The organism is Tsukamurella sp. 1534, from assembly GCF_000312385.1.
In the GTDB taxonomy this organism is placed as follows: Bacteria; Actinomycetota; Actinomycetes; order Mycobacteriales; family Mycobacteriaceae; genus Tsukamurella.
This window is the reverse complement of record NZ_HE997626.1, coordinates 540,845-556,936: the sequence shown is the minus strand read 5'-3', so window position 1 is coordinate 556,936 and position 16,092 is coordinate 540,845. Positions and strand designations below refer to the sequence as shown.

The following is a 16,092-nucleotide window of genomic DNA, read 5'->3' as shown; positions in this document are numbered from 1 at the left end:
CCTGTCGAGTGCAGGTCAACTAACCTGACGACAGGTTATAACCAGTTGTCGCGGCGTGCGTGGGTTTCGTCGCAAACATCTCGTCTAGGAAGGCGGCGAACATGGCCAAGGCGCAGGACATCGTGAACGGGCTCGGCGGGGCCGACAACATCGAAGAGGTCGAGGGCTGCATCACCCGCCTGCGCTGCGAGGTCAAGGACACCGGCAAGGTGGACCAGGCGGCCCTGAAGAAGCTGTCGCACGGAGTGATGATCGCGGGCTCCGCGGTGCAGGTCGTCGTGGGCCCGACCGCCGACGCGCTCGCCGAGGAAGTGCAGGACCTCCTGTGACGGATGTGCTGGCGCCGGTCGCCGGGCGGCTCCTGCCGCTCTCGGCGGTGCCGGATCAGGTCTTCGCCGGCCAGATGGTGGGCTCGGGGGTGGCCATCGAGCCGTCGGTCCCGCCCGACGGTGCCGAGGCGGTCGTGGGTTCGCCGGTGGCGGGCACGGTGCTCAAGCTGCACCCGCACGCGGCGATCGTGCTGGGCGACGGCGGCGCCGGGGTGCTGGTGCACGTCGGCATCGACACCGTGAATCTCGGGGGCGAGGGGTTCACCCTGTTGGCCGAGGAGAAGGCGAAGGTCGTCGCCGGCCAGCCGCTGATTTCCTTTTCGCCCGAGGCGATTCGGCAACGTGGACTCAGTGCGATCTGTCCCGTGGTACTCATGGACTCCAAGCCGGGCGCGATCGACGATCCGGCCGAGCGCGATGTCGCCGCAGGAGATGTGATCTTCTCGGCGTGAGATTGGAAGGCCGTGGGAGACAATCTTTTTCAAAGGCTCCGGCGGCAGGGGGTGGCCGGGGTGATCGACAAGTGTCTTAAACCTCTCACTTCGTTGAGTACAGTTGCGCGCGAAGAACAAAGGCTCGACGGTCGTGAGGCATTCGAAGGACGGGTGCCCCGCCAATGGTGTGGTGATGCGGGAGGTTGTGTGGTGAGCTCGGCGGGGAGCGTCGACGGGGTCGATCGGAGCCCGTCGTGAGCGCGGACCTGATCAGCCATCTCATCACCGTCCCGTTGTTCACGGGCATCATCGGCTACATCACCAACTGGACCGGCATCCTGATGCTGTTCGAGCCCAAGAAGTTCTACGGGTTCAAGTTCCCCGGGATGGCCACCCTCTATCCGTTCCTCCCGCGTCGCGTCCAGGTGATCCCCGCGATCCAGCCCGACGGCCGCGTCGGCTGGCAGGGCATCGTGCCCTCGCGCGCGGAGAAGATGGCGAGTATCGCCGTCGACAAATCGCTGAACAAGGTCGGCAGTATCGCCGAGTTCTACGAGGTGATGGATCCCGAGCACGTCTCGGAGGTGTTGACCCGCGCGTCCATGCCGATGATCCCGTCCATCGTGGAGAGCGTGATGCAGCGCGAGAACCCGCGCCTGTGGTACTCGCTGCCCGAGGACGTGAAACTGCTGGTGTACCGGCGGGTGTCGGCATCCCTGCCGCAGGACGTCCGGAAGATCACGTCGACCATCGGCGAGAACATCGACGACTACATCGACGCCAAGCTCATGGTGATCCGGTACCTCACGGCGAATCCGAAGGTGCTCAAGGACATCTTCTACAACATGGGCCGGAAAGAGCTCGTGTTCATGCAGAACTTCGGCTTCTACTTCGGCTTCCCCATGGGCTTCATCCTGGTGGCCCTGCTGCACTTCTTCCCGTACTGGTGGCTGCTCCCGCTGGGCGGCGTGGTCATCGGCTACGTGGTCAACTACATCGGCATCCTGATGATCTTCGAACCGATCCACCCCAAGTGGTGGGTGCCGTGGAAGCAGGGGCTGTTCCTCAAACGCAAGAAGGAGATCGCCGAGCAGTACGCCATCGTGATGGCGGACAAGGTGATCACCATCGAGAACATCTGCGACGAGCTGTTGCACGGCCCGCGCTCGGACCGCACCCGCGCCACCGTCGAGACCGTGCTCCGGGATTCGATCGACAACGCGGCGGGGTGGGCCCGCGGGTTCGTGAAGCTCTCGGTGGGATTCGAGGCCTACGACCGCGTGCCCCAGCTGGTAGGAGTGGAGGCGATGAAGGTCGCCGAGGCCACGGTCAACGACCCGAAGTTCGTCGCCGAGCAGCAGTGCAAGGTGCGGACGTTCGTCGTCGAGCGGATGAACAAGCTGAGTCCCGAGGACCTCAGTGAGCTGCTCCGGTCCGCGATCAAGCAGGATGAGTGGCTGTTGTTCCTGCACGGCGCGGTGCTCGGTTCGTTCGCCGGGTTCCTCCATCTAGCGATATTCGGGGTGTAGACGTGAGTGACGAGTCCGGGGCCGCGCGGCGCGACGCCGCCAAGCGGCGGGCGAAGACCGACGGTGCGCGGGAGGCGACCGCCTCGGAGCGCTGGGAGATCGCGACGCGGGACGCCGACGTTCCGGCCGTGGCGGAGCCCGAGCAGGCGGGCGGCGGAGGCCTCCTCGGTGCGCTCGGCCGGGCGTCGAACTCGGCGCTGAACCTCGGCCGCGAGGTGGGCGGCTCCGCGCAGCGCATCACCCGGCAGTTCGTCAACGAGGCCGAGCATCTGGTGGACGTCGCGCTCACCGAGCCCGCGCCCCGGGAGATCGTGCACGGGGAGATCGTCGAGGAGTTCGAGGACGAGTTCGAGCAGCCCCCGATCCCGTCGGGGGAGGAACTGCGGAAGAAGGGCAACCGGCTACTGCTGCAGTCCGCGCAGTCGCCGCTCCCGGACGCCCCGCACCCGGCGTTCGAGTACATCCTCATGCAGCTGTGCCCCGACGAGGCCCGCATCCTGCGGCTGCTGGTGCTCGAGGGCGCGCAGCCCGCGGTGGACGTGCGGACCAACCGGCCCTTCGGCGTCGGCTCGGAGACCGTGGCCGCGGGCCTGTCGATGATCTCGGAGGTGGCCGGCTGCCGGCACGCCGAGCGGCTCCCGTCGTACCTCGGCAACCTCAACCGCCTGGGCCTGATCTGGTTCTCCAAGGAGCAGGTCGAGGTGCAGCGATACGAACTGCTGCAGGTGCAGCCCACGGTGATGGACGCGATGGGCAAGGCGGGCCGCTACGCGAAGACGATCCGGCGCCGCATCGAGATCACCCCGTTCGGCCGCGACTTCTGCGGCACCTGCTTCACCTTCGATTGAGCCTCAGCCCGCCACGATGTCCGCGAGGAGGTCTGCGGCCGGGTCCGTGTGCACCAGCCAGCCCAGGTGGCTGGAGCGGAGCGTGCGCACATCGGAGGGGTTGCCGGGGGTGAGGGCGTCCGCCTCCCGGATGAGGCGGTCCTGCATGGCGATCGGCATGCTCTCGTCCTCGCTGAGCCGGATGTAGGTGCGCGGGACCGTTCCCCACGTGTCGGCGCGGGCGCGGTCGGCGGCGCCGCCCACGTCGAGGTTCTCGTCGGGCTGGAAGGTCGTGAGGAACGTGCGGAACTCGTCCTCGGTCCCGTCGGCGAGGAACAGCTTCTTCACCGCGGCGAGCGACGCCGGATCGGCGGTGCGGAAGTCGCACCGGAGGGCGGCGATGTCCGCCGGATTCGCGGCCACCAGGCCGGCCAGCGCCGCGCCGTCGAACGAGGCCATCTCCGGGGCCGTCTGGTAGGCGTCCACGTCGAGATCGACCGGTGCCCATGCGGATGCGTACACCATGCGGTCGATGAGGTCCGGGCGCGCGTTCGCCGCCGCGGTGAGCGTGATGCCGCCGCGGCTGTGCGCGAGCACGGTCACGGGGCCGTGCTCGCGGGCGCGTTCGAGCACGCCGATGAGGTGGGCGGCGTTGTCTGCCAGGGTGACTCCGGCCATGCTGCTGGGCGCGGCGGCCAGCGCCTCTCGGTCCTGCGGCGCCTGGTAGGCGGCGGGGAAGGTGGCCTGGAATCCGTGGCCGGGCAGGTCCACAGCGAGGGACCGCACGCCGCGCAGCGCGAGCGCCGCCTGCAGCGGTGCGAAGGAGAACGAGTTGGCGAACGCGCCGTGGACCAGGACCAGTGTGGGGGAGGTGGAGGTCATCGACCAGAAGCTACCACGATGTCCGGGTCCGTCAGCCGGGGTCGGTGACCGTCATCTGGACCTGGTAGCGGTCGGAGCGGTACCAGGAGTAGCTGTGCTCCACGCGCGCGGCGCCGGAGAAGGAGACCCGGTCGAACGCGAGTAGCGGTGCGCCCGAGGGTACTCCGAGGAGGCGGGCCAACTCGCCGTCGGCGGAGATGGCCCCGATGGACTGTTCGGCGTGGTCGATCGCGTGGCCGTACTCGCTGCGCAGCAGCTGATAGATCGACTGCGTGAGGTCGTGCCGGTCGAGCCCGGGCGCCACGGTCTCCGGGTACCAGGCGTCGTCGATGGAGATCGGCACCCCGTCGGCCAGGCGGAGTCGCTTGATGTGGAACGCCTTGTCCGCGGCCCGGATCTGCAACGCCGAGGTGGTGGACGGCGGCGGGACCCGCAGCTCCGTCTGCAGCACGACGGTGGAAGGTGCCCGGCCGAGGCGGCGCATGTCCTCGTGGAACGACGCGAGGTGCAGCTGCGACCGCGCGGGGTGGTCGGCGACGAACGTGCCCTTGCCGCGGATCCGCACCAGCGTGCCCTCCGCGACCAGCTGCCGGAGCGCCTCGCGCACCGTGATGCGGGAGACGCCGTACTCCTCGCACAGCTGCCGCTCGCTGGGCAGGGCCGCTCCGGGAACCAGATCCTCGGCGCAGCGCTGCTCGAGGAGTGCCCGGAGCTGCTCGTGCTTCGGAATCGGGCCGTCCGCGATCATCAGCTCATCTTGTCACACCAGGTAATGACCAGTACGGATTTGCAGGGCCGTCAGCGCACCCCGGCCACGCGGAATTGGATGCTGATCCGCGGCTCGGCGTGCGGGACCTTGGGCACCGCGTGCTCCCACGTGCGCTGCGCCGATCCACCCATGGCCAGCAGGTCGCCGTGGCCCACGCTGAGCCGCGTGCTGGCGCCGCCGCCACGCGGGCGCATCAGGAACGGGCGGGTGGAACCGAGCGAGACGATCGCGACCACCGTGTCGTGCGTGCCGCCCCTGCCGATGGTGTCGCCGTGCCACGCCACCGAGTCCGCGCCGTCCCGGTACAGGCACAGCCCCACGGAGGTGAACGGCTCGCGCAGGTCCTCCCAGTACAGCTCGCTCAGCTCCCGCCGGGCCTCCTCCAGCGCCGGGTGGGGGAGCGCGGCGCCGGTGCCGTAGAACCGCAGCAGGCGCGGCACCGGCAGCGTGCGGTCGTACATGCGGCGGCGCTCGGCGACCCACGGCACGTCGTGCTGGAGCGCCGCGAACAGCCCGTCGGGATCGTGCTGCCACCCCGTGCGCACATCGAGCCATGCCCCCGCGCCGAGCTCCCTGCGGTGGCCGGCCACGTCGAACAGCCCGTCCTGTCCTGCTACCTGCATGAACCGGAGGGTACGGAAACGGTGCGACAAGTTCACGGCTGCGAACGTAGGCTGGACGGGTGCGATTCGGACTCTTCATCCCGCAAGGCTGGCGTCTCGACCTCGTCGGCATCGACCCGGCGGACCAATGGTCCACCATGAGCGGCCTCGCGAGCCGGGCCGATACGGGGCCCTGGGACTCGATCTGGGTGTACGACCACTTCCACACCGTCCCCGTTGCCACCCACGAGGCCACCCACGAGGCGTGGACGCTGATGTCGGCGTTCGCCGCCACCACCGAGCGGATCAAGCTCGGGCAGATGTGCACCGCAATGAGCTACCGCAACCCGGCGTACCTCGCGAAGGTCGCCGCCACCGTCGACCTGATCTCGGGCGGGCGCACCCAGATGGGCATCGGTGCGGGCTGGTACGAGCACGAGTGGCGGGCCTACGGCTACGGTTTCCCGCCGCCCGGAGAGCGGCTGGGCCGCCTCGAGGAGGGCGTGCAGATCCTGCAGCAGGCCTGGCGCGACGGGGTGTCCACGCTGGACGGCAAGTACTACCAGGTGGACGGGGCGATCTGTGAGCCGAAACCGCTGCAGGACGGCGGCCTTCCGCTGTGGCTGGCGGGCGGCGGAGAGAAGCGCACGCTCAAGATCGCGGCGAAGTACGCGCAGTACACCAACTTCGACGGCACCTTCGAGGGATTCGCGCACAAGTCCGATGTGCTCAAGCAGCACTGCGCGGAGGTCGGAACCGATTTCGACGCGATCACCCGCTCCGCCAACTACAACATCGCGATCGGCGAGACCGCGACGGACGTGCAGTGGAAGCTCGACGAGGTGCGCCGCCGGTACGCCGCACACGCGCCGATCGAGGAGTCCGACGCCACGATGGGTGCCTTCTACGGCATGCCGGGCGTCGGCACGCCGAGCGAGATCGTGGACAACCTCACGAAGCTCGAGGCGCAGGGCATGACCTACGCGATCTGCTACTTCCCCGAGCTGGCCTACGACACCACCGGCCTGGAGCTGTTCGAGCGCGAGGTCATCTCCGCGTTCTCCTGAGCCGGCTGAACGGGCTTCTGCTCGTTCGACTTCCACGGCATCTCCGCGCGGCGCTCCGCGTGCACCGGGCAGTAGTGCCACGGGTCCTCGCGGGCGGCGCGGGGCGGGAGGTTCCGCCGCGGCGACTCCAGATTCGGGGCGCCGCGCGGGACCCGGCCGTGCTCCCTGTCCAGGGCGTCGCGGGCCCGCGGGTGCCGGCGGTACCGCGGCGGCAGCGCCGCCATGACGCCGCGCACCAGCAGTCCGAATGCGCGGAATCCGATGGCGTCCAGTCGCGTCCACTCGAAGCCCAGCTTGTCCCGGATCGACTGGTCGTACAGGCCCACGGTGATCCACATGGCCAGCGCCCGGCCCGGCGTCATGATCGCCCGCCACACCGGGGGCGGCAGCCGGCGCAGGCCCGGGAGCGGCGGCAGGGTGGTGAGATCGAGGACCTGCCGGGCCGCCGGGTGATCGATCAGCACCTCGCGGCACATCCGGTCCCAGTACTCGAGGAACTCCTCGTAGGTGTCCGGCACCGGCCGCATGGACACGCCGTAGCGGGCGTACCACTCGCAGGACTCGTCGAACAGCCGGCGCTTCTCGGCCTCGGTGAGCTTCGGCCCGAACGCCTCCGCGGAACGGATGTTTCCGTACCAGAAGGTGGCGTGCGCCCAGTAGAAGACGTCGGGATCCAGGGCGTGGTAGCGCGCACCGTCGGGCATCGCGCCCTTGATCTCCCGGTGGTAGTCGCGCACCTGCCGGCCCGTGGCCTCGGGGTCCTCGTCGAAGACGGTGCCGATGATCGGGTACAGCGACCGGTAGAGCCGTTGCCAGCGCTCACCGAAGAAGTCGGAGTGCTCCCACACCGCCGCGCCGAGCTTGGGGTGCATGTTCTGCATCGAGCCGGACCACGGGCCGCTGAGCATGCCCCGCCAGTCGCCGAAGGACCGCCAGGTCACGCTGTCCGGGCCGAGAGGCGACGCGGGTGTGGCCATATCTCACGATAGCGCGCCGGATCTTCACCCGGGACGATTTCGACAACTGATGTTGTCAGGTCGCCTCCCGGCCACCGGACAGGCCGGCGAGGCGACGCGCACCGTCGGCCAGCACCTCCTCGCGCTTGGCGAACGCGAACCGCAGCAGGTGCCCCCACCGGGCCTGGTCGTCCGCCAGCGCGGCCACCGGGACCGCCGCGACGCCGACGGTGCGCGGCATCTCCCGGCAGAGCGCGCCGGCATCGTCGTACCCGAGCCGCCGCGCGTCGGCGGTGACGAAGTACGTGCCCTCCGACGGGTGCACCTCGAAACCGACGTCCACCAGTGCCTTCGTCAACAGGTCGCGCTTGGCCTGCAGGTCCGGCGCGAGTCCCGCGAGCCATGCGGTCTCGTGGTCCAGGGCGTGCGCCACCGCGTGCTGCAGCGGGGTCGCGCCGGTGAACGTGAGCCACTGCTTCGCCGCGCGGCACGCGTCGGCGAGCTCCCGCGGCGCCGTGATCCAGCCGATCTTCCAGCCGGTCACGTTGAACGCCTTCGCGGCGCCGGAGATCCGCACCGTGCGCTCGCGCATCCCGTCGAAGGTGGCGAGCGGGCGGTGCGCGCGGCCGTCGAACAGCAGGTACTCGTACACCTCGTCGGTGAAGCAGAGCAGGTCGCGCTCCACGCAGGTCTCGGCGATGAGCCGCAGGTCGTCATCGGAGAGCACGGTGCCCGTGGGGTTGTGCGGCGAGTTCACGATGATCGCCGCCGTCTTCTCGGTGACCGCGCCGCGCAGCATGTCCGGGTCCAGGCGGTACCGGCCGCCGTCCTCAACGAGCGGCACCACCACGCGCCGCGCGCCGGCCATCGCGACCGTCGCCGCGTACGAGTCGTAGAAGGGCTCGATGAGGATCACCTCGCGGCCGGGCTCCACGAGGCCGAGCACCGCGGCCGCGATGCCCTCGGAGGCGCCGACGGTGACCAGCACCTCGCCGTCGGGGTCGTGGACCAGGCCGTAGTCGCGCTCGACCTGCGCGGCGACGGCGCGCCGCAGCTCGGGCAGGCCGTCGCCCGGCGGGTACTGGTTCATCCCGCCGTCGATGGCGGCCTTCGCCGCGGCCAGCATGCCGGCGGGGCCGTCGGTGTCCGGGAAGCCCTGCCCCAGGTTGACGGCCCCGGTCTCCGCCGCGAGCGTGGAGATCTCCGCGAAGATCGTCGACGTGAACGGCTGCAATCGATCGACGGTGCGCATGCCCGCAGCCTAGTGCCGCGCGTGGCTACTGTGGAGGCATGACCTCCGCCGTCGTCGTCGGATCCGGACCCAACGGCCTCACCGCGGCTGCCGCCCTCTCCCGCGAGGGGGTCGAGGTGACGGTGCTCGAGGCCGAGCCGACGATCGGCGGCGCGTGCCGGTCGGACGAGCTGCGCGGCACCGTCGTCGACCGGTTCTCCACCGGGCACCCGCTGGCGTTCGCCTCGCCCGCGCTGCGGGACGTGGGCCTCGACATCGACTGGGGGACCGCCGAGCTGGACGTTGCGCACCCCGTCACCGACGACCGGGGCGGCCCCGTCGGCACGCTGGCCGACGTGCCCGATTGCGGGCCCGCCGTGATGGCCGCGTTCTTCGGCCCGCTGCCCGAGCTGCCTCTGCACCCCGCCGAGGCGGTGCGGTGGGGTCCGCGGTTCATGCTCCCGGCGTCGGCCACCGCCGCCGCGCTCGGCCGGGTGGGCGGCGCGGTGTTCGCCGGCGTCGCGGCGCACGGCATGGTTCCGCAGCACCTCCCCATGACCTCGTCGCTCGGCTACCTGCTGTCCGGCGTGCGGCCCTGGCCGGTGCCGCTCGGTGGGTCCCAGGCGATCTCGGACGGGCTCGCCCGCATCGTCGAATCGCACGGCGGAACGATCCGCACCGGCGAGCGGGTGACCGCCCTGCCCGACGCGGATATCGTGATGCTCGATACCGGGGTTCCCGCGGCGCGGGAGTTGTTGGGGGACAGGGCGCCCGGGTGGCTGCGTCGCCGCGCCCGACGGTGGCGGTTCGGCCCCGCGGCGTTCAAGGTGGACCTGGTTCTGGACGGCGGCATCCCCTGGGCCCGGGACGAGCTCCGACGGTCCGCGTTCGTCCACCTCGGCGGGACGGCCGCGGAGATCGCCGAGAAGGAGCGCATGGTGAACCGCGGGCGGATGCCCGGCCGGCCCGTGATGATCCTGTCCCAGCAGTACCTCGCCGATCCGTCGCGGTGCGCGGGGACCATGGTGCCGGTGTCCATGTACGTGCACTGCCCCAACGGATTCCCCGGCGACCTCACCGAGAACGTCCTCGCCGAGGTGGAACGGCACGCCCCCGGATTGCGCGAGCGCGTCGTGGAGTCCCGGTCGGTGGGGCCCGCCGGGATCGAGGCCACGAACGCGAACCTCGTGGGCGGCGACATCGCCGCCGGCGCCGCGATCCCGTCCCAGCTGGTGCGGCGACCCACGCTGTTCGCGCCGTACCGCCTCACCGACGGGGTATACCTCTGTTCCGCCTCCGCCGCCCCGGGGCCCGGCGTGCACGGCATGGTCGGGTGGCACGCGGCCAAGGCCGCGCTGCGCGCACTCTGAGGACGGTACCGCGGTGACCTGCGCGTTTGTCCATTCGTCTTGACAGACTGTTGTGTTTTCCCAACAATAGATTGCATGAGCCCGGTCAGGCGTGAAGATTCTCTACCCATCTTCAATCGCATCGGCGTCCTTCGAGCGGAGCGGCGGATGAGTCGCGCCGCCCTGGCGGCGGAGATCGACGTGAACCCTCAAACAGTGGGGGCGCTGGAACGCGGGGACCACTACCCGAGCCTGGACCTCGCCTTCCGGATCTGCGCGGTCTTCGACCTCCCCGTCGAGGCCGTGTTCTCCCGGACCGAATTCGGGCCCCTGTCGACGGAACTGTATGGACGCAACGAGAGAGGCGGACGACGATGACCACGAACATGATCACCCGATACCAGGACCGCCGGACCCGGAGGTTCCTGGAACAGGAGAAGCGGACGGCGGGAATGCTGCCGAAGTGGCGCACCAGGTCTCGGCGGCGGAAGCTCGTCGTGGCATTGGCCGCCGTCTACGCCTTCATGTTCGTCGTCGGGGTGCTCTGTCACGTCGACGTTCGATGGGCGCCGCTGCTGTGGCTTCCCGCGTGCGCGCTGTTCTTTCCGCTGTGGACGACGATCCAGATCGTGTCGGGCAGGCAGGGCGACGCGCCGGCCGACACGCTCGACGAATGGGAGGTGCAGCAGCGCAACGAGGCACGATCGATCGGGCTCAGCGTCACCCAGACCCTCGTGCTGATCGCGGCCTGCTACGCCATCTTCACCGCGGTGATCTCCCAGCCCGACGGGAACAACGCATGGCACTACGCGTCCGGCCTGTTCACCCTCGTCGCGCTGCTCGTCGGCATGTCGACTCCCGCGATGCTCCTCGCCTGGACGCGGCCCGATCCCGATACCGAGGACGCGGCGTTCTGAACGCTTAAGCAACGCCACCGAATAGCGGTAGAAATACTCGCTGGACCCGCCGCGTCGGCTCGTCCAGTATCGAGGGTGAAGAGCTCCGATACTGACGAAAAGGGGTGGCAGCCCATGCGATTGATCGACCGTCTCGCGGATATCGCCGCGCGCTTCGGCGAATTCCGCCGCACCCACCTCGAGTTGATCGAGCGGCACCAGATCATGCTCGAGCCCTGGACCCACGACGTCATGCACTGGGGCGCCGACGGCACGCTGCACGGCACCGTGATCGCCGATCGGGCCCGCCTTCCCGTCACCCGCGGCGGCTGGTGCCCCTGCCGCCCCACCGATACCGCCCCACGTCGCGGGGAGTTGCCCCGGACCATCTGAGCCACGTCCGGTCAGAAGGGCGGGGGTTCGGGTTCGGTGTTGGGCACGAATTCGATGCCCTGTTCCTCGGCCTGCTTGCGTTGGCGTTCCAGTTCTTTCCGCAGTCGCTCTTCGGCGCGTTTCTTCGCCTTCTCGAGGCGGATGCGGCGATTGCGGGTGCGTTCGTCGCGGCGTTGCTGGGCGCGGTGTTCGGCGTGCGTGTCGAAATCCCGCGGTTCGGGTTGATTGTCGGTGGTGCGGGCAGGGGTGTCCCAGGTGAGTTGCCCGAGGCCTGGCAGGAGTTCCTGGGCCGCGCCGGGCGGGGTGAGCCAGAGGCCGCCGGCGGGGTGATGCCATTCGACGGTGCCGTCGTCGAGCAGGTCGGATAGCCACCCGGTTTCGGTCTTGATCCGGTGGTGGAATCCGCAGAGGGGTACCAGGTTTCCGGGGCCGTCTTTTCCGGCGACCGCGGTTGGTCCGCCTCGTTCGGGGTGTTTGTGGTCGTATTCGGCGACGTGGTCGGCCTGGCAGCGGGTGGACGGCACACTGCACCCAGGGAACACGCACGTCGGGTAGATCAGGCGCATGACGAGCAGCTGATACTGCGTCGGCGTGTACCCGGATGCCCCGGCGACGTGGACGTCGCCGGTCTCCGGATCGCGTTTGCCGAGTGCGCGGATGGTGGTGTCGCACTCGGCGATCAGCTCGTTGGCCTGGTCCGCGGTGACGGGGCCGGAGATCCCGAGCTCGTCACACATCACGTACGCCGCGCCCGGGGTGGGCCCCGGGGAGTCTTCGGCTGGCGATTCGTCGAAGAGAGTGGCCTCGTCGGCATCAGCGGCGGCGGGCTCGGGTCCGGCGGGTTCCGATGCGCGGAGGTCGGATTCGTTGAGGACGATCAGCGCCAGCGCCTTCACCTCCGGGGCGATCGCGGCAACGCGGGGTTTGCGTTCCTTGTACTTGCAGGCATCGTTCGAGCACTGGCAGCCGAGGGTTTCGTAGCCCTCGATCAGGGCCGCATGGGCGGCGACCTGCCGCTCACCGAGGGTGCGGGGGTCTTTGCGGCAGGTGGTCTTCAGCATCGAGGCGAGCAGACTCGCGAAGCGGATCCCGTCCGCCTTCGGGATCACCGCTTCCACGTCGACGGTGCCGTCCGCGCGGGCGTGCATGTCGATCCCGAATCGGGGCTTCTTCTCGGGCACCTGCGGTACGGCGTCGATGTCGATCTGGGCGAGGATCTTCTTCGCCGCCTCCTCGACCGCGGCGGCGGTGACGGCGGTGTCCGGATCGGACAACATTCCCGATAGCCAGGCAGCGATGCGGACGTCGAACTCACACAGCACACGCTCATCGATGATCGCCGACGAGAACCGGAGCACGGCGCACAGCTGCGGGGAGGTGACCTTGCCGGTGGCGCAGACGGCGAACACGTGGGGCAACCGCTCCCGCAGATCCAACCCGCGATGCACGGCCGCGGAGGCGGCGCCCCGTCCGACCTGGAGTACCGCACCGGTCTCGGCGACGAGCTCGTCCCAGTCCCCGACGAACTGCCGATCGGACTCGACGCGGCACCGCCGGGCATCGTCACGCACCACGAACAGCTGCGACAACACCGCGTGTTTGCGGGCTTCGAGGCGGTTGACCTCGGAGATCACTGCCCGCAGATCCGCCAGCAGTGCTCCCGCGTCCAGCCCGGCGACGCCCGCGAACTCGGGCGGCAGCGGCCGGCGGACCGCCCTCCCGTGTTCGAACGCATCGTCTGCCTGACTCATACATTCGATGATACTCCGCTGGCTGGCGGTGTGCTGCACAACACGTGGTGAATGTTGGCTGCTTACTGTCGATTTCGGCGCGGCCCGGTGGCGGGTGCGTCAGTCCGTCGTGGAATCGAGCGAGGGGCCGAGGATGTCGTCGGCGTCGACGATGCGGTACGCGTAGCCCTGCTCCGCGAGGAACCGCTGCCGGTGGGCCGCGTAGTCCGCGTCCAGCGTGTCCCGCGAGACGACGGAGTAGAAGTGCGCCGTGCCACCGTCGTGTTTGGGCCGCAGCAACCTGCCGAGGCGCTGCGCCTCCTCCTGGCGCGACCCGAACGTCCCCGAGACCTGCACGGCCACAGACGCCTCCGGCAGGTCGATGGAGAAGTTCGCCACCTTGCTCACCACCAGCGTGGAGATCTCGCCGGACCGGAACGCGTCGAACAGCGCCTCCCTCTCCTTGGTCTTCACCGAGCCGGTGATCACCGGCGCGTCCAGCGCGGCCCCCAGCTCCTCCAGTTGATCCAGGTAGGCGCCGATCACCAGAGTCGGAGCGCCCTTGTGCCGCTCCAGGATCGACTTCACCACCGCCACCTTGGTGGGCGCGGTGGAGCACATCTGGTACCGCTCGTCGGAATCCGCGGTGGCGTACTGCATCCGCTGGTTCTCGGTGAGCGTGACCCGCACCTCCACGCAGTCCGCGGGGGCGATCCAGCCCTGGGCCTCGATGTCCTTCCACGGCGCGTCGTACCGCTTCGGGCCGATGAGCGAGAACACGTCGCCCTCGCGTCCGTCCTCGCGCACCAGCGTGGCGGTGAGGCCGAGTCGCCTGCGGGACTGCAGGTCCGCCGTCATCCGGAACACCGGCGCGGGCAGCAGGTGCACCTCGTCGTAGATCATCAGGCCCCAGTCCCGCGAATCGAACAGGTCGAGATTCTTGTACTCGCCCTTCGACTTCCGCGTGAGCACCTGGTATGTCGCGATCGTGACCGGGCGGATCTCCTTCTTCTCGCCCGAGTACTCGCCGATCTCCTCCTCGGTGAGCGACGTGCGGGCCAGCAGCTCCCGCTTCCACTGCCGCCCCGCGACCGTGTTCGTCACCAGGATCAGCGTGGTCGCCTGCGCCCGCGCCATCGCCGCCGCGCCCACCATCGTCTTGCCCGCGCCGCAGGGGAGGACCACCACGCCGGAACCGCCCAGCCAGAACGAGTCCGCGGCGGTCTTCTGGTAGTCGCGCAGCTCCCACGGGTTCGAGTCGGTGTCCAGGGAGATCGGGTGCGATTCGCCGTCCACGTAGCCCGCGAGGTCCTCGGCCGGCCAGCCCACTTTGAGCAGCAGCTGCTTGAGGTGCCCGCGCTCCGACGGGTGCACCACCACGGTGTCGTCGTCGATCCGGGCGCCCACCATCGGCGCGATCTTCTTGTGCCGCAGGATCTCCTCCAGCACAGCCCGATCCAGCGACACCAGGGTGAGCCCGTGCGCCGGGTGCTTCACCAGCTGCAGCCGCCCGTAGCGGCTCATGGTGTCCACCACATCCACCAGCAGGGGCTGCGGCACCGGATAGCGCGAATAGGTGACGAGGGCGTCCACCACCTGCTCCGCGTCGTGCCCCGCGGCGCGCGCGTTCCACAGCGCCAGCGGCGTCACCCGGTACGTGTGCACGTGCTCGGGCGCACGCTCCAGCTCCGCGAACGGCGCGATCGCGGCCCGCGCGGCGTCGGCGAGCTCGTGGTCCACCTCCAACAGGAGGGTCTTGTCGGACTGGACGATGAGGGGTCCGTCGGTCATCTATCCATTGTGCCGCGCCGGGCGGAACTCCTGCTCGTCGCCGCGGTCGCGGACCACCACGCCGGCCTCGCCGAGCCGCAGCCGCAGGTCGCGGGCGGTGGGGCCTCGCTTCTCCGCGCGGGCGACGGCCCGCTCCCGGAGCAGGCGCGCGGCCTCGTCGCCCACGTCCCCGCGGCCCTCCACGTACCGGACGAATTCCGCCTCGTGGGGGTCCTCCGCCCCGCGCCACGGATACCCCGCCGCGGTGAACGCCTCCACCAGGCGGGCGCGCGGCACGCCGTCGGTGCCCGCGGCCGCGAGGAGCCGCCCCTGCCGGTCCAGCACGGTGAGCTCGCCGCCCCGGCCGAGGAACACCTCGCCGACCTCGGCGGCGGCGATCCACCGACGGTGCCCGCCGGCCTTGAGCTCCACGTGCTCCCCGTCGACCGTCACGTGCGCGACCTCGTCCTGCCAGGCCGCGACCAGCACGATCCCGCCCACCAGCCCCACCACCGCGAGCACGCCGACCGCGACGCCCACCGGGAGCTGTGCGGCGATGCGGAGCGGGCCCGGCGAACCGTCGACGGTGCGCTCCAACCAGCCGACCACGCCTCGCACGACCAGGCCGAGGCCCGCGCCGGCGGCGGTGAGTGCGGCCACGACCAGCGCCTGCAGCCAGGCGGGCAACCCGACGGTGCGGGCCGTGCGGGTGGATTCCGTGGTGCTCATGATTCCTCCGTTCGCAGGTAGGCGAGGGCGGCGCGGCGGACGTCCGGCCGGACGTCGCGATCGGCGAGGTGCGCGCCGTCGGTGAGGGCGATCAGGAACGCGGTCGCCTGCGCGGGGTCGAGGGAGGGGTCCACGGCGCCTTGCGCCTGGGCCCGCCCGATGAGCTCGGCGAGCGCCTCGCGGGCGATCCCGTCGGCCGCGGCGACCGTCTCCGCGAGCGCGGGATCTGCGGGGACCCGGCGGATCAGCTCCGCGACGAGGCCGACCGCGGCGGGATCGGTCGAGGTGCCCGCGAGCGCGTCCACCAGCAGCCGGATCCCGGACACCGGGTCGGGCTCAGCGAGGGCGCGGTCGCGCAGCTCCTCGTTGCGTTCGATGTCCGCGGCGAACAGTGCCCGGAACAGCGTCGCCTTATCGGTGAAGTAGTAGAAGACGGTGCCGGAGCTGACGCCGGCGCGCGCCGCGATGTCCGCGGCGCGCGCCCGCTCGAACCCCGACTCGGCGAACACCGGCGCCGCCGCGTCCAGGATCGTGGCGCGGCGGCGGGCGGTGAGTGCGGGATCGACGGTGCGGGCCATACGCACAGGCTAATCAATAAC

18 protein-coding genes are annotated in these 16,092 nt (G+C 70.1%); 9 read left to right on the top strand and 9 right to left on the bottom strand.

From position 1 onward, the window contains the following. Positions 1–101 precede the first annotated feature (101 nt). From BN39_RS02785 to BN39_RS23790, 4 genes are all read left to right on the top strand, one after another. Complete coding sequence (locus BN39_RS02785) at positions 102–329, top strand: PTS transporter subunit EIIB (RefSeq protein WP_019200832.1); 228 nt, start codon at positions 102–104, stop codon at positions 327–329. After that, on the top strand, positions 326–781 hold the full coding sequence (locus BN39_RS02780; protein ID WP_019200831.1) for a PTS glucose transporter subunit IIA: 456 nt from the start codon (positions 326–328) through the stop codon (positions 779–781). The genes BN39_RS02785 and BN39_RS02780 overlap by 4 nt, the downstream gene beginning before the upstream one ends. A 236-nt stretch (positions 782–1,017) precedes the next feature. Further along, a complete protein-coding gene (locus tag BN39_RS02775) occupies positions 1,018–2,292 on the top strand; it encodes a hypothetical protein (RefSeq protein ID WP_019200830.1) in 1,275 nt (424 codons plus the stop codon). Between the two features lie 2 nt (positions 2,293–2,294). Further along, positions 2,295–3,140 (top strand): Abi-alpha family protein, encoded by an 846-nt coding sequence (locus tag BN39_RS23790; protein WP_019200829.1) that lies wholly within the window; start codon positions 2,295–2,297, stop codon positions 3,138–3,140. A gap of 3 nt (positions 3,141–3,143) precedes the next feature. Here BN39_RS23790 and BN39_RS02765 read toward each other — a convergent pair whose 3' ends face one another. The 3 genes from BN39_RS02765 to BN39_RS02755 are packed head-to-tail and all read right to left on the bottom strand — an operon-like array spanning position 3,144 to position 5,393. Continuing rightward, positions 3,144–4,001: an alpha/beta fold hydrolase gene (locus BN39_RS02765; RefSeq protein WP_019200828.1), complete on the bottom strand. Its 858-nt coding sequence runs from the start codon at positions 3,999–4,001 to the stop codon at positions 3,144–3,146. A gap of 31 nt (positions 4,002–4,032) precedes the next feature. Beyond that, positions 4,033–4,749 carry a GntR family transcriptional regulator gene (locus BN39_RS02760; protein ID WP_019200827.1) on the bottom strand — a complete coding sequence of 239 codons (717 nt, stop codon included), beginning with the start codon at positions 4,747–4,749 and terminating at the stop codon, positions 4,033–4,035. 50 nt (positions 4,750–4,799) lie between these two features. Further along, a complete protein-coding gene (locus BN39_RS02755; RefSeq protein ID WP_040766435.1) occupies positions 4,800–5,393 on the bottom strand; it encodes an alpha-ketoglutarate-dependent dioxygenase AlkB in 594 nt (197 codons plus the stop codon). A gap of 59 nt (positions 5,394–5,452) precedes the next feature. Between BN39_RS02755 and BN39_RS02750 the strand changes: the two genes are divergently transcribed. Next, positions 5,453–6,439 (top strand): LLM class F420-dependent oxidoreductase, encoded by a 987-nt coding sequence (locus BN39_RS02750; RefSeq protein ID WP_019200825.1) that lies wholly within the window; start codon positions 5,453–5,455, stop codon positions 6,437–6,439. Here BN39_RS02750 and BN39_RS02745 read toward each other — a convergent pair. Further along, positions 6,382–7,416 carry an oxygenase MpaB family protein gene (locus BN39_RS02745; protein WP_019200824.1) on the bottom strand — a complete coding sequence of 345 codons (1,035 nt, stop codon included), beginning with the start codon at positions 7,414–7,416 and terminating at the stop codon, positions 6,382–6,384. The genes BN39_RS02750 and BN39_RS02745 overlap by 58 nt on opposite strands. Positions 7,417–7,471: 55 nt before the next feature. Continuing rightward, the gene (locus BN39_RS02740; protein WP_040765777.1) at positions 7,472–8,647 is read right to left on the bottom strand and encodes a pyridoxal phosphate-dependent aminotransferase; all 1,176 of its coding nucleotides are present in this window, start codon (positions 8,645–8,647) and stop codon (positions 7,472–7,474) included. A 38-nt stretch (positions 8,648–8,685) separates the two neighbouring features. Here BN39_RS02740 and BN39_RS02735 point away from each other — a divergent pair, with 38 nt between their 5' ends. The 4 genes from BN39_RS02735 (at position 8,686) to BN39_RS02720 (ending at position 11,264) form a co-directional block, all read left to right on the top strand. Next, complete coding sequence (locus BN39_RS02735) at positions 8,686–9,996, top strand: NAD(P)/FAD-dependent oxidoreductase (protein WP_019200822.1); 1,311 nt, start codon at positions 8,686–8,688, stop codon at positions 9,994–9,996. A 75-nt stretch (positions 9,997–10,071) separates the two neighbouring features. Next, positions 10,072–10,353, top strand: a complete 282-nt coding sequence (locus tag BN39_RS02730) for a helix-turn-helix transcriptional regulator (RefSeq protein ID WP_081585894.1) — start codon at positions 10,072–10,074, stop codon at positions 10,351–10,353. Next, on the top strand, positions 10,350–10,892 hold the full coding sequence (locus BN39_RS02725; protein ID WP_019200820.1) for a hypothetical protein: 543 nt from the start codon (positions 10,350–10,352) through the stop codon (positions 10,890–10,892). The genes BN39_RS02730 and BN39_RS02725 overlap by 4 nt, the downstream gene beginning before the upstream one ends. Positions 10,893–11,006: 114 nt before the next feature. After that, positions 11,007–11,264 (top strand): hypothetical protein, encoded by a 258-nt coding sequence (locus BN39_RS02720; protein WP_019200819.1) that lies wholly within the window; start codon positions 11,007–11,009, stop codon positions 11,262–11,264. Between the two features lie 11 nt (positions 11,265–11,275). On the opposite strand, the gene BN39_RS02715 is transcribed toward BN39_RS02720, so the two are convergent. The 4 genes from BN39_RS02715 to BN39_RS02700 all read right to left on the bottom strand — a co-directional run bounded on the left by BN39_RS02715 (position 11,276) and on the right by BN39_RS02700 (position 16,071). After that, complete coding sequence (locus BN39_RS02715; RefSeq protein WP_019200818.1) at positions 11,276–13,015, bottom strand: HNH endonuclease signature motif containing protein; 1,740 nt, start codon at positions 13,013–13,015, stop codon at positions 11,276–11,278. Between the two features lie 99 nt (positions 13,016–13,114). Beyond that, positions 13,115–14,785, bottom strand: a complete 1,671-nt coding sequence (locus BN39_RS02710) for a DNA repair helicase XPB (protein WP_019200817.1) — start codon at positions 14,783–14,785, stop codon at positions 13,115–13,117. Continuing rightward, a complete protein-coding gene (locus BN39_RS22020; protein WP_019200816.1) occupies positions 14,786–15,493 on the bottom strand; it encodes a hypothetical protein in 708 nt (235 codons plus the stop codon). It lies immediately after the preceding gene. Continuing rightward, a complete protein-coding gene (locus BN39_RS02700; protein ID WP_019200815.1) occupies positions 15,490–16,071 on the bottom strand; it encodes a TetR/AcrR family transcriptional regulator in 582 nt (193 codons plus the stop codon). Before BN39_RS02700 ends, BN39_RS22020 begins: the two co-directional genes overlap by 4 nt. Positions 16,072–16,092: the final 21 nt, after the last annotated feature.

Excerpts from the sequence above, each read along its gene's own strand:
- BN39_RS02785 (WP_019200832.1), top strand. The coding sequence starts at position 102 with ATGGCCAAGGCGCAGGACATCGTGAACGGGCTCGGCGGGGCCGACAAC.
- BN39_RS02765 (WP_019200828.1), bottom strand. The coding sequence starts at position 4,001 with ATGACCTCCACCTCCCCCACACTGGTCCTGGTCCACGGCGCGTTCGCC.
- BN39_RS02760 (WP_019200827.1), bottom strand. The coding sequence starts at position 4,749 with ATGATCGCGGACGGCCCGATTCCGAAGCACGAGCAGCTCCGGGCACTC.
- BN39_RS02755 (WP_040766435.1), bottom strand. The coding sequence starts at position 5,393 with ATGCAGGTAGCAGGACAGGACGGGCTGTTCGACGTGGCCGGCCACCGC.
- BN39_RS02745 (WP_019200824.1), bottom strand. The coding sequence starts at position 7,416 with ATGGCCACACCCGCGTCGCCTCTCGGCCCGGACAGCGTGACCTGGCGG.
- BN39_RS02740 (WP_040765777.1), bottom strand. The coding sequence starts at position 8,647 with ATGCGCACCGTCGATCGATTGCAGCCGTTCACGTCGACGATCTTCGCG.
- BN39_RS02735 (WP_019200822.1), top strand. The coding sequence starts at position 8,686 with ATGACCTCCGCCGTCGTCGTCGGATCCGGACCCAACGGCCTCACCGCG.
- BN39_RS02730 (WP_081585894.1), top strand. The coding sequence starts at position 10,072 with ATGAGCCCGGTCAGGCGTGAAGATTCTCTACCCATCTTCAATCGCATC.
- BN39_RS02725 (WP_019200820.1), top strand. The coding sequence starts at position 10,350 with ATGACCACGAACATGATCACCCGATACCAGGACCGCCGGACCCGGAGG.
- BN39_RS02720 (WP_019200819.1), top strand. The coding sequence starts at position 11,007 with ATGCGATTGATCGACCGTCTCGCGGATATCGCCGCGCGCTTCGGCGAA.
- BN39_RS02715 (WP_019200818.1), bottom strand. The coding sequence starts at position 13,015 with ATGAGTCAGGCAGACGATGCGTTCGAACACGGGAGGGCGGTCCGCCGG.
- BN39_RS02710 (WP_019200817.1), bottom strand. The coding sequence starts at position 14,785 with ATGACCGACGGACCCCTCATCGTCCAGTCCGACAAGACCCTCCTGTTG.
- BN39_RS22020 (WP_019200816.1), bottom strand. The coding sequence starts at position 15,493 with ATGAGCACCACGGAATCCACCCGCACGGCCCGCACCGTCGGGTTGCCC.
- BN39_RS02700 (WP_019200815.1), bottom strand. The coding sequence starts at position 16,071 with ATGGCCCGCACCGTCGATCCCGCACTCACCGCCCGCCGCCGCGCCACG.